Here is a 12,690-nt window from a genome sequence, read left to right as displayed (position 1 = left end):
ATCACTCCATTCATTTCCACGGGCGCTTGCCTTCTGTCCAGCCCTTTTCCTTCCAGTAGTCCATGTCGGCTTTGTTCCAGCCGTTTTTCTGCAAAAGGCTCATTATCTTGAAAAAGCCCTTTGTTTTCAGTGAAACAGGTACTTTCCCCTGCCTTTTCAGTATTTTTTTTGCGATACTGTCGGCTTTTTTATTGATATCGTCCTTTATCTTGGGCTTTACGCTCTGCCAGTCAACTGCCGCAACTGCTCTGCCCAGCTTGTAGGTCTGAGGTATGCCCCAGAAGAAGCAGCTGTCCGCCATGTCCTTCATAGTGGACTTCACGCCTGCTCCCGCAGCCGTTGCAACCACTACTGCCTGCTTGCTGAACATCTTTTCCTCGGGACGGTGCGCCATCCAGCGCCAGCCGTAATGGTCGAGGAGCGCTTTCATCTGTCCTGTGCAGTGGTAAACGTACACGGGAGACGTAAGTATAAGCACATCTGATGCGTCTATAAGCTCGGTTATGGGCTTCAGCTTTTCGGCGTGAGGACAATGCTCCTCGTTTTTCTCGAAACAATTTGTACAGCCATAGCAGAACTCGTCAAAGTCACGGGGCAGGAACACCTCGCTGATCTCATCGGGCTTGGTCAGCTTCTCAGCCATGATACGCCCGATATTGTAGGTGGAGCCCTTGTGGTTTGTGCCGCTTATTATAAGAACCTTCATGTCTTACTTAGCCTTTGGGATATTCTCGATAACAGGCTCTTTTTCGTTGCGCTTGAAAAGCACGAATTTGCTGCCGATGACCTGTACTACATCGGCGCCTGTCTGCTCTGCGATAGCGTCGGCAGCCTCTCTTGCGGTCCAGCCCGAATTGTCAAGAACTCTCAGCTTTATAAGCTCTCTTTTTGTAAGAGCAGCTTCAATATCCTTGCACATAGCCTCGGTAACGCCGCCCTTTCCCACCTGATATATGGTCTCGTATGTAGAGGCGATACCGCGCAGGTAAGCTCTCTGCTTGCTTGTTAACATTCAATCACCAAATCTTTCTTTCAGATACTTGTACAGCTCTCTGAGAGCCGCACCTCTGTGGCTTATAGCGTTCTTTTCATCTGCTGTGAGCTCCGCCATTGTGCGCTTGCCCACCATAAATACGGGATCGTAGCCGAAGCCGTTGGTGCCGCGCTGCTCATGTCCGATAGCCCCTCTGCACTCCCCTGTCATGGTGTGGCTGCCGTTTTCGTCGATGTACGCGATAGTACACTCGAATGCAGCTCCGCGCTTGCCGTCGGGCACGTTCTTCATTTCCTCAAGAAGCTTCGCGCAGTGCTGTCCCTCGGGAGCATATCTTGCGGAATAAACTCCCGGTCTGCCGTCCATAGCGTCAACGCATAGACCGCTGTCGTCTGCGATAGTCGGGAGCTTTACAGCTTCGTAAACTGCTTTTGCCTTGATAAGAGCGTTTTCCGCAAAGGAAGCGCCGTTTTCCTCGGGATCACAGTTTGCTCCTGCTTCACGCTGTGAGAGGACCTCTATCCCGAGAGGTGCAAGTATCTCTCTTGCCTCGCGGAGCTTGTTTGCGTTATTTGTAGCCATTACAAGCTGCTTAATCATTGTCCTTACCTCCGAACAGTCTGCTGAAGAAGCCGCGCTTTTTCTTCTTTTCGGGCTCAGCAGCAGTCTCTGTCTCTTCCTCGGCTGTCTCTTCTTCATCAGCTTCGTCGGAATCCTCGGCGTCATCGGACTCATCCTCGTAGGATTCGTCCTCAGCTGCTTCGGTCAGCTCGCTTTCCTCAGCCTCTGTGTCCTCATCAGCTTCAGCCTCATCATCAGACTCAACTTCAGACTCTGTCTCAGCTTCGGTTTCTTCTTCGGACTCCTCTTCGTAGTCCTCTTCCTCGTACTCAGGCTCTGCTTCATCGGCTTCTTCGTCTTCCTCATAGGCAACGAATGCGCCGTACTCGTTGTAATAGCCCTTTACGCCGTCGACCTCAACGGTCTCCTCGTCCTCTTCGTACTCGGTATCCTCAGTGTAGCCCTCGGACTCGTTCTCCTCGTCCTCCTCAGCCTCGGCAAGCTCTTCAAGCTGCTCGGGACTTGCAAAGAGAGCGTCAACGAACATATTGCTGTCAAATGGCTGTAAATCGTCTATCTTCTCGCCAACGCCAATGAGCTTTACAGGTATGCCAAGCTCGTTCTTTATGGAGATAACGATACCGCCCTTTGCTGTACCGTCGAGCTTTGTGAGAACTATACCCGTGATAGGTGCAGTCTCGCTGAAAAGCTTAGCCTGATTTACTGCGTTCTGACCTGTTGTAGCGTCAAGTACAAGAAGCACCTCACGTGAGCAGTCCCCTGCCTTTGTGTCGATGATACGGTTTATCTTTTTGAGCTCCTCCATAAGATTCTTCTTGTTATGGAGACGTCCTGCGGTGTCAATAACGACAACGTCGCACTCTCTTGCCTTTGCAGCTTCGAGAGCGTCGTATACTACCGCACCGGGATCGGAGCCCTCGGCGTGCTTAACTATGTCAACGCCTGCTCTCTGCGTCCATACCTCAAGCTGGTCGATAGCTGCTGCACGGAATGTATCCGCAGCGGCAACGAGAACTTTTTTGCCCTCCTGCTTGAACTGGTGGCAGAGCTTGCCGATAGTTGTTGTCTTGCCTGCGCCGTTTACGCCGATGACCATGATTACTGCGGGAGATACAGACAGGTCAAGTCCTGTGTCATTGCCCATTATCTCAGAGATGACCTCATGGATAAGTCCCATTATCTCCTTTGGATCGGTGATACCGCGCTCCTTTATCTTCTTGCGGAGCCTGTCGCATATCTCCTCGGAGGTCTCAACGCCGATATCGCTCATTATCATCTGCTCCTCGAGCTCGTCGAAAAGGTCCTCGTCAATAACGGTAAACTGGTTAAGAACCCTCTGGATACCGCCGAAAAGAAAATCCTTGGTCTTTTTGAGACCGCTGGCAATTTTAGAAAAAAGTCCCATTATATCCTCCAAACATGGTCTATTATACTTATCGAAATGAAAAACGATTTTGTGACAAAAAAATTATTGAATATCCGCAACGTCCTCCTGGAAGTCCACCTGCTCCATTTTCAGGAGCTTGGAAATACCGTCCTCCTGCATGGTTACACCGTAAAGGACATTGGCTTCTTCCATAGCGCTTCGTCTGTGAGTAACAAGCACGAACTGAGTGGTATCAGTGAACTTTTTGAGGTACTGTGCGTACTTTCTTACGTTTACCTCATCGAGAGCCGCGTCTATCTCGTCAAGAATACAGAAAGGCGCAGGTCTCAGCTTGAGTATAGCGAAATAGATAGCTATAGCTACGAAAGACTGCTCGCCTCCCGACAGTGAGATAAGGTTCTTGATGACCTTACCGGGAGGCGCTACGCTTATCTCTATGCCCGATTCCAGAACGTTCTCGGGATCGGTAAGTATCAGCTCTGCCTTTCCGCCGCCGAAGAGCTCCACGAATATGCTCTTGAAATTTGAGTTTATTATCTCAAAGCTCTCTGAGAATATCCTGCACATCTCCGAAGTAAGGTCTGTGATTATCTTTTCCAGCTCTGTCTTGGACTTCTGCACGTCGGCTATCTGCTCGGACATGAACTGATAACGCTCGGATACTTCCTTGTACTCCTCGATAGCGTCAACGTTTACGCTTCCGAGGGCGCGTATCTTGTTCTTTATGGTGGTGAGCTCTGCCTGTGCGGCTATCATATCGTCTATCTTCTCAGCCATGGCAACAGCCTCGGAGCGCGTAAGCTCGTAGACCTCCATGAGCTGTCTGATGATATTGTCGGTATCGCGGCAGACTGTCTCCTTGCGCTCTTCAAGACGGGTGATATCTGCGGACAGCTTTTCCTTTGCTTCGTTGATAGTTTTCAAGCCGTTCTGCATCTCATTTACGAGACGGTTCTGCTCTGTATGAGTTGCATGACAGCGCTGTATCTCGGCATTGTATGTCTCGGTGTTGTCCTTGAAATCGGAGAGCTGTTTTTTCAGCTCCTCTATCTCAGCCTGCTTCTGTGAGATTATCTCCTTCTGGCGGAATATCTCCTCCTCGAAGCGGTGAGCGCCGTATTTCAGCTCTTCCTCTCTGCGGTCGATACGGGAGAGCTCCAGCTCCTGAGCCTGCACGTCCTTTGCAAGCTCCATGCCCTTTATCTTCAGCTCTGACAGCTTATCGGACAGCTCCGCACGCTGTAATCTCAGCTTTTCGCGGATATCCTGTCCCTGTGCAAGCTTTTCCTCAGCCGCCTTTATCTCGGCGTCTGTATCGGCAAGAGCCTTTTCCGAATCGACTATGCTCTGCTTTGCGGCAGCTATGCGCTGCTGTATCTCTGCTGCTGCTTTCTCGGAGTTCTCCGACTGTGCGCGGAACTGCTCCTCCAGTGAAGCAAGGCTGTTGAGCTCTGCTCCAATGCGGACTCTGTCAGCCTCGCACTGTGCCTGTTCTTCCTTTGCAGCCTCCGTATCAAAGCGGAGCTTCTCGGATTCGGCGCGGAGCTTCTCTGCCTTTTCGCGGAGAGTGTCCCGCTCTGATTCCAGCTTTACTATCTCGGCGTCGAGAGTGTCTATCTCGTTCTTACGGGTTATGATACCGCCCGAACGCTGTGCGGAACCGCCTGTGAATGAACCGCCTGCATTGATGACCTGTCCGTCGAGAGTTACTATCTTGAACTTGTAGCCGTATTTCTTGGCTATAAGAGTTGCGGTGTCGATATCCTCTGCGATGACTATGCGTCCCAGAAGTGAAGCGATTATACCGCTGAATTTCTGGTCATAAGTCACTATCTTGTTGGCATTTGCCACGAAGCCCTCGCAGTTTTCAAGCCCCTGCTCGCGGAGCTCGTAGCCCTTTACAGATGTGATAGGCAGGAATGTTGCACGTCCGCCCTTCTGCTCTTTAAGGAAACGGATACAGCGCTTTGCGATGTCCTCGTTTTCGACGATGATGTTCTGCATTGCGCCGCCCAGCGCAGTCTCAACTGCTACTGCGTACTTTGGCTCAACGCCTATATTCTGAGCTACAGTGCCCATTACTCCGCCGATACGTCCCTGCTTTGAGGCTTTCAGAACCTGCTTTACGCTGCCTGCAAAGCCCTCCATATTGTTTTCAAGGTCGGTGAGTATCTTGCGGCGCTGCTGCTTGTCTTTCAGCTCATAGAGCGCTAGCTCGAAGTCGTTCTTAGCCTGCTCGAAGCCCTCGCGGCGCGACTTGTAAAGTCTTTCAAGTCCGCTGAGCTTGTTGCGGAGCTCCTCGGCTCTCGCTGCGTTCTTCTCTTTCTCTGCCTTTATCTCGGCAGCCTGACTCTGATACTCGCTGAGCTTGCGGCTGATATCGCCGCTGCTTTCGCGGAGCTCGGCAAGACGGGCGGTCTGCTCCTCTATGGTCGCCTTTGAGGACTCGATAGTGAAGCGGTGCTCGCTCTGCCTGATGTACATAGCGTTTATCTCGCTGCCTGCCTTGTCAACGGAGTCTCCCAGCTTTGAGCTCTCGTTCTCGGCTTTCTCGAAGCTCTCCTCGGCAGCCTTTATCTCGGCTTCAAGAGTCTTTTTCTTTGCTTCAAGCTCTGCAAGTCCGTCAAGAGCAGCCTTGCGCTCCTGCTCCAGAGCTTTCTTGGCTTCTTCGGAGCTGTCGATGTTCTTCTGAGCGGCTTCAACTGCCTCGTTGCAGTGCTTTATATCGTTTTCGAGAACGGCGATACCAGACTTCATCTCCGATGAGGTCTGCTCCTCCTCCAGCATTTTGCGGCGGAGTTCGTCGGCACGCATGGTGCTCTCCTGCATCTTTCTGATACCGTCTGCTATCTTCTGCTCCTCGCGCTGGATATCGTTCTCGATATTCTCGTACTCGTTCTTGCTGACGAGTATCTTGCTCTCTATCTCGTCAAGCTTTACCTTCATCTCGTCCAGCTTTGTCACCCAGACGGATATTTCCAGCTTCTTGCGCTCCTCGGCAAGCTTTATGAACTTCTCAGCCTTTTGCGACTGTATGCGGAGCGGCTCCACTCTGCCCTCCAGTTCCGACAGGATATCCGTCAGACGAAGGAGATTTTCCTGTGCGGCGGTGAGCTTTCTCTCAGCCTCCAGTTTCTTGTAGCGGAACTTTGAGATACCTGCCGCTTCTTCAAATATGTCGCGGCGCTCGGAGCTCTTTGCACCGACTATCTCGGCGATACGTCCCTGTCCGATAATGGAGTAGCCGTCGCGTCCAAGACCTGTGTCCATGAAGAGTTCGTTAATGTCCTTCAGACGGCATGGCTTGCCGCATATCATGTACTCACTCTCGCCGCTTCGGTAAAGCTTACGAGTGATAGCCACCTCATCATCCATGTCGGGGAGAGTCTTGTCGGAGTTATCGATATTCAGCGTAACTGCCGCAAAGCCCATAGGCTTTCTCGCAACAGTACCCGAGAAGATGACGTCCTCCATTTTATTGCCTCGGAGCGTTTTTGTGGACTGCTCGCCCAGTACCCAGCGCACCGAGTCGCCGATATTGCTCTTGCCGCTTCCGTTAGGACCGACAACTGCGGTAAGTCCCTTGTCAAAGGTCAGACTTATCTTATCGGGAAAGGACTTAAATCCCTGTATTTCCAGTGATTTCAGGTACATTCGCTCACCTCCTCAGCATACATCTGTATTTCGGAACGCTTTCGTCTCCGATTATCTTCACATCTGTTCCAAGATTTTTGAAATAGATGATATTTGACTTTTTCTGTCCTGTCGCCTTGCTTATACAGGACGGATTCACTGCAATTACAGCGTTTTTTGGCATTTCCCCTGCGCTTTTCAGCTCAAATTCCATATTATGGCGGTATATCAGCGCTTCACATAGCTCTCTGAAAGCAGGGTGATAAAATCCGCCCACCATGTCATGCTCCACGAATTCGCTGGCGTGAAGTCCGCATTTTATTACTCTTATGCCGCTGTCCTCGAACATAGCCATTGCAGAAGCGGCTGTCTCCACCGCCTTGTCAAAGCTGAAAGGCTTGTATTCTCCCGACAGCAGAAGCTCTCCCAGACGGGTGTTTTTCAGCACAACTACGGGATAGATACGCACCGTATCTGGACTGAGAGCAATTATACGCTCAATAGTCGCCCACTCCTTTTCGGGAGTGCTGCCGTAGAGCCCTATCATCATCTGCAAGCCCAGCTCAAAGCCGAATGCTCTTATGAGCTGGCAGGCGTCCTCAACGTCCTGTGCGGTATGTCCGCGCTCGTTAAGGGTAAGCACCTCGTCGTCAAGTGATTGCGCTCCCAGCTCTATGGCGGTGACGCCGTACTCTTTGAGGAGCTTCAAAACTTCAAAATCTATGCAGTCGGGACGTGTGGAACAGCGTATGCCGCTGAACTTTCCCTCACCGATAAAATCATGAGCCGCTTCAAGGAGCTCCACCATATAATCACGGGAAATTGCGGTAAAGCTGCCGCCGAAAAAGGCTATCTCAGCGTTTTCGGGCTCCTTTACCTCACGGACAGCCCTTTCGCATATCTCCCTGACCTCGTCTCCTGTGGGAGCGTGCTGCGCTCCGCTGATAGTGCGCTGGTCACAGAAGCTGCACATATGAGGGCAGCCGATATGGGGAATGAATATGGAAATATTACTGTGCTTCATAGCCCATAAGCTCAAGCGCTTCCTTTGCCGCAAGCTGCTCGGCTTCCTTTTTGCTCTTGCCTCTGCCCTTGCCTATTACCTGATCGTTGAGACATACCTCAACTACGAAGCTCTTGTTGTGGTCGGGACCTTCCTCGCCGATGAGGACGTACTCCACCTTTTCCTCGGGATTCTGCTGGACTATCTCCTGCAAAACTGTCTTGAAGTCATTGAAAACAGGCTTCTTTGCGTGCTGTATATCCTTTGGCATGAAGCGGAGTATGTGCTTTGAAGCAGGCTCGATACCGCCGTCAAGATATATAGCAGCGATAACTGCTTCAAAGGCGTCTGCAAGTATTGAGGGACGCTGACGTCCGCCTGTGTTCTCCTCTCCCTTGCCGAGGAGCAGATAATCTCCCAGTCCTATCTGCTGTGCGAAGATATGCAGAGACTTCTCGCATACCAGCGAAGCTCTCATTTTTGTGAGCTCGCCCTCTGCAACGTTGAGGTTCTTGTATAAAAAGTCCGATACTACTATTGACAGAACGCTGTCGCCGAGAAATTCAAGGCGCTCGTTGCTGCCGTTGGGACGCTTTCTTTCATTTGCGTATGACGAGTGAGACAAAGCCTGCTTGAGCAGCTCGATATCCTTGAATTTATATCCTAAAACTTCTTCAAAACTTGAAAGGTCTTTCATTTTAATCACTCCTTGTCTGCGGCTGACATACGGGCAACATAGCCCTCTATTACGCCTGCGACATTGCCGTCCACACAGCGTTTCGCCTGTCTTACGGCATTGAAGAACGCCGTACCGTCAGAGCTGCCGTGTGCTTTTATAACGGGCTTTCTTACGCCTAAAAGCGCCGAACCGCCCACTTCCTTGTAATCCATCTGCTTTCGGAATGTGTTTATCTTGCTCATTGCAAAAAGAGCACCTATCTTGCCTGCTCCCGAGAAGAACCATTTCAGCTTCTTTGAAAAGAAGCTGCCCATGCCCTCGTAGAGTTTAAGTGCGATATTGCCTGTGAATCCGTCAGTAACGACAACCTGCACCTCGCCCTTCGGCATATCTCTTGCCTCGATATTTCCTGCGAAATTGAGCTCGGACTCCTGTAAGAGCTTATATGCTTCTATCTCCAAATCTCTGCCCTTGGTCTCCTCTGCGCCGATATTCAGCAGTGCTACCTTGGGAGACTTTACTCCCATGACCTTTTCCATATAGGCGCTGCCCATAACAGCGAATTGCAGCAGCATATCCGCACGGCACTCGGTATTTGCACCTGCGTCCACAAGGACGAAGCTGCCCTTGTCGGCAGGCATAACAGGCGACGGAGCTATACGCTTGATACCTTTGATACGCTTGACGATGAAGGAGGCTCCCATAACGAGAGCGCCTGTGCTGCCTGCGGATACAAAGGCGTCGCCCTTGCCCTCTGCCAACAGACTGAGACCAACAGCCATGGAAGTATTCTTTCCTGACTTGATTATCTCCTTCGGTTCCTCATGTATATCAAAAATATCATCGGTATGAACTATCTCCATGCCGTCAAGGCTGAGTCCGTTCTTCTCTGCACAAGCCCTTATCTCGGGCTCTCTGCCTGTGAGCACTATGCTCACGCCAAGCTCTCTGACTGCTCTTTCACATCCTCGGATAACCTCCAGAGGAGCGTTATCTCCTCCGAAGGCGTCAACTATAACTCTTACAGCCAATTCTTTCAAGCTCTCCTCTCAGCGAGTTTACTGCACGCCGGGCATATGCGCCGTAGCGTTCCTTTTTGTCCTTTATCCTTACGCCGATGTCAGGTAATATACCCATATTCGCGCCCATAGGCTGGAAGCTGCCGCTGTTGAACGGATCGCTTATATAGCCTGAAAGAGCGCCTGTCATGGTATCTCTCGGGAGCTTCAGCGGCTCCAGTCCTTTCAGCTTTCTTGCAGCAGCGATACCTGCTATAAGTCCGCTTGCCGCCGATTCCATATAGCCCTCAACGCCTGTTATCTGTCCTGCGAAGTATATCTCGGGACGGCTCCTCATGGAGAAATCGGAGTTGAGAAGCTCGGGGCTGTTGATAAAGGTATTTCTGTGCATTACGCCGTAGCGCATGAACTCGGCGTTTTCAAGTCCCGTTATCATGGAGAATACACGCTTCTGCTCGCCGAATTTCAGATTGGTCTGGAATCCTACAAGGTTGAAAAGCGTACCCTCGCGGTTCTCCTTGCGGAGCTGTACCACTGCATACGGTCTTCTGCCTGTTCGGGGATCGTCGATACCCACGGGCTTCATTGGTCCGAAGCGCATGGTGTCCACACCTCGGGAGGCAAGCTCCTCGATAGGCATACAGCCCTCATATACGCTGAAGGGGTGTGTCTCGAAATCCTTCAGCTGTACCTTTTCAGCACCGATAAGCGCCTCATAGAATGCAAGGTATTCTTCTTTATTCATGGGACAGTTGACGTAATCTGCGTCTCCTCTGTCATAGCGCGAAGCATAGAAGGCTCTTTCCATATCTATGCTCTCGGCAGTAACAATAGGCGCAGCCGCGTCATAAAAGCTTAGTCCCTCGCCGCAGAGCTCCTTTATTATATCAGCCATAGCGCCCTGTGTAAGCGGACCTGTGGCGATAATGGTCGTACCCTCGGGCAACTCGGTCACCTCGCCGCCTATCACTTCAATAAGGGGGTGATTCTTTATCTTTTCCGTAACTGCGTCGGAGAACTTCTCGCGGTCAACTGCAAGAGCGCCGCCTGCTTCAACAGCGTTTGCCTTAGCGCAGGGCACTGTCAGCGAGCCGAGAAGCTCCATTTCGTATTTCAGAAGTCCCGCAGCGGATTCAAGTCTTGCGGCTTTCAGCGAATTTGAGCATACAAGCTCCGCAAATCCGCCGTATTTATGGGCAGGAGAAAACTTCTCGGGCTTCATCTCATAAAGCCTTACGTTTATGCCTGCTTCGGCAACAGCCCATGCGGCTTCGCAGCCTGCAAGTCCTGCGCCGATAACGTTTACTATCATTTTTTCAGCTCTCTTTCATAGCCGCAGCCCTCGCTCTCACAAACGAGCTTGCCTGATTTTCCGCCCTTCATAAAGAGGCTCTTGCCGCACTGTGGACAAAGCTCCTTTGTTGGGACATTCCATGTCATGAAGCTGCAATCGGGGAATCCCTCACAGCCGTAGAAGCTTCTGCCCTTCTTGGACTTTTTGAGAAGCATTTTCTTGCCGCATCTCGGGCAGCTACCCTCGGTCTCGGTAACTATCTTCTTGGTGTTCTTGCACTCGGGGAATCCCGGGCAGGCAAGGAATTTTCCGTACTTGCTGTACTTGATGACCATGTTCCTGCCGCAGAGCTCGCAGACCACGTCGGTCTCCTCGTCGGGTACCTTTACGCGCTTGCCATCCATAGCCTCCTCGGCTTTTTTCAGCGTCTCCGAAAAATCGTCATAGAACTCGCGGAGAGTGCTTACCCAGTCCTTTTCGCCGTGCTCGACTTCGTCGAGATTGTTTTCCATTTCCGCTGTGAACTTTGCGTCAACTATCTTCTTGAAGTGGTCCTTCATAAGCTCGGTGATGACCTCGCCGAGATTTGTAGGCTTTAATGCCTTGCCCTCATGCTCCACATAGCGGCGTGAGGTAATAGTTGTTATTGTAGGAGCATAGGTGCTTGGTCTGCCTATGCCGTTCTCTTCGAGAGCCTTTATAAGCGAAGCCTCTGTGTATCTCGGAGGCGGCTGTGTGAAGTGCTGATTTCCTGCGATAGACTTTAATTTTAGCTTGTCGTCGTTTTTCAGCTCGGGCAGCATCTTCTTGCTGCCGTCCTCGGAGTCGGTGGACTCAACGTAAAGAGCCATAAATCCGTCGAACTTCACAGAATAGCCCGAAGCTCTGAATGTACAGCCGTTTGCTTCGATATCGGCAGAAACTGTATCAAGGAGAGCGTTTGCCATCTGGCTTGCGATGAAGCGCTCCCATATAAGCTTGTAGAGCTTATACTGGTCGGAACTGAGACTGGACTTTACTCTTTCGGGAGTAAGCTCGGGAGTTGACGGACGAATAGCTTCGTGGGCGTCCTGAGCATTGCTCTTGGTCTTGAAGTTTCTTGGCTCGGGGGGCAGATAATCACTGCCGTAAACAGTTCCGATATATTCAGCGGCAGCCTTCTTAGCCTCGTCGGATATACGCAGGCTGTCGGTTCTCATGTATGTGATAAGACCTACTGCACCAACGCCCTGTACGTCAACACCTTCGTAAAGCTCCTGTGCAGCCTTCATGGTGCGCTTTGCGCTGAAGCTAAGCTTACGTGAGGCTTCCTGCTGCAATGTTGATGTAATGAAAGGAGGTGCAGGCTGCTTCTTGGTAACGCGCTTCTTTACAGAGGTTACTGTGTACTCGGCGCTTTCAAGTCTTTTCAGAAGTCCGTCTGCTTCTGCCTGATTGGGTATCTCCAGCTTTTCGCCGTCAACGGCTACCAGTGCTGCGTCGAAAACCTTTCTCGACGACGGAGCTGTGAACTTGGCGTCGATAGACCAGTATTCCTTGGGCACAAAAGCTCTTATCTCGTTCTCGCGGTCAACTACAAGGCGTACAGCAACTGACTGGACACGGCCTGCGGACAGACCTCTTTTGACCTTTTTCCACAGGAAAGGACTGAGCTCGTAACCTACCAGACGGTCAAGGATACGGCGAGCCTGCTGAGCGTTCACAAGGTCAACGTCTATCTTGTGAGGGTGGCTCATACCGTTCTTTACGCCTGTTTTTGTAATTTCATTGAATGCGACGCGGTTGTCGTCGTTCATATCCAGCTTCAGCATCTGTGCTATATGCCATGATATAGCTTCTCCCTCGCGGTCAGGGTCGGTAGCGAGATATATCTTGTCGCACTTCTTGGCGCGTTTTTTCAGCTCTCTGATAACGTCCTCCTTACCCTTCATATCGGTGTACTGAGGCTTGAAATCGTTATCCTTATCCACGCCCATTTTGGACTTTGGCAGGTCGCGGACGTGTCCCATGGAGGCTATAACTTCATAGCCCTGTCCAAGGTATTTCTGAATAGTTTTTGCCTTTGCAGGCGACTCTACTATAACTAAATCTGACATTTA

Annotated in this window: 9 protein-coding genes and 1 pseudogene; all 10 read right to left on the bottom strand. The window is 51.1% G+C overall.

All coding sequences use genetic code 11. The features are described 5' to 3' along the window. Positions 1–10: 10 nt before the first annotated feature. Complete coding sequence (locus BT105_RS00805) at positions 11–706, bottom strand: NAD(P)H-dependent oxidoreductase (RefSeq protein ID WP_072298966.1); 696 nt, start codon at positions 704–706, stop codon at positions 11–13. A 3-nt stretch (positions 707–709) separates the two neighbouring features. After that, the gene (locus tag BT105_RS00800; protein WP_028514769.1) at positions 710–1,012 is read right to left on the bottom strand and encodes a YhbY family RNA-binding protein; all 303 of its coding nucleotides are present in this window, start codon (positions 1,010–1,012) and stop codon (positions 710–712) included. Beyond that, the gene (gene rdgB / locus BT105_RS00795) at positions 1,013–1,594 is read right to left on the bottom strand and encodes an RdgB/HAM1 family non-canonical purine NTP pyrophosphatase (RefSeq protein ID WP_072298965.1); all 582 of its coding nucleotides are present in this window, start codon (positions 1,592–1,594) and stop codon (positions 1,013–1,015) included. Positions 1,595–2,081: 487 nt separating this feature from the next. Continuing rightward, positions 2,082–2,981, bottom strand: a pseudogene (gene ftsY, locus BT105_RS15230) (signal recognition particle-docking protein FtsY); the annotation flags it as partial. Positions 2,982–3,044: 63 nt separating this feature from the next. After that, complete coding sequence (smc, locus tag BT105_RS00785; RefSeq protein WP_072298964.1) at positions 3,045–6,617, bottom strand: chromosome segregation protein SMC; 3,573 nt, start codon at positions 6,615–6,617, stop codon at positions 3,045–3,047. Between the two features lie 4 nt (positions 6,618–6,621). Next, positions 6,622–7,620 carry an elongator complex protein 3 gene (locus BT105_RS00780; protein ID WP_072298963.1) on the bottom strand — a complete coding sequence of 333 codons (999 nt, stop codon included), beginning with the start codon at positions 7,618–7,620 and terminating at the stop codon, positions 6,622–6,624. Then, a complete protein-coding gene (rnc, locus tag BT105_RS00775) occupies positions 7,607–8,296 on the bottom strand; it encodes a ribonuclease III (RefSeq protein ID WP_028514765.1) in 690 nt (229 codons plus the stop codon). The genes BT105_RS00780 and rnc overlap by 14 nt, the downstream gene beginning before the upstream one ends. 5 nt (positions 8,297–8,301) lie before the next feature. Next, positions 8,302–9,309 (bottom strand): phosphate acyltransferase PlsX, encoded by a 1,008-nt coding sequence (gene plsX, locus BT105_RS00770; RefSeq protein ID WP_028514764.1) that lies wholly within the window; start codon positions 9,307–9,309, stop codon positions 8,302–8,304. Next, positions 9,287–10,609 carry a methylenetetrahydrofolate--tRNA-(uracil(54)-C(5))-methyltransferase (FADH(2)-oxidizing) TrmFO gene (trmFO, locus tag BT105_RS00765; protein WP_072298962.1) on the bottom strand — a complete coding sequence of 441 codons (1,323 nt, stop codon included), beginning with the start codon at positions 10,607–10,609 and terminating at the stop codon, positions 9,287–9,289. The genes plsX and trmFO overlap by 23 nt, the downstream gene beginning before the upstream one ends. Then, positions 10,606–12,687: a type I DNA topoisomerase gene (gene topA, locus BT105_RS00760; RefSeq protein WP_072298961.1), complete on the bottom strand. Its 2,082-nt coding sequence runs from the start codon at positions 12,685–12,687 to the stop codon at positions 10,606–10,608. The genes trmFO and topA overlap by 4 nt, the downstream gene beginning before the upstream one ends. Positions 12,688–12,690: the final 3 nt, after the last annotated feature.

The sequence above is a fragment of the Ruminococcus flavefaciens genome (genome assembly GCF_900119075.1).
Classification (GTDB): domain Bacteria; phylum Bacillota; class Clostridia; order Oscillospirales; family Ruminococcaceae; genus Ruminococcus; species Ruminococcus flavefaciens_Q.
The sequence above is the reverse complement of the archived record's forward strand: the minus strand, read 5'-3'. Positions and strand labels throughout refer to the sequence as shown.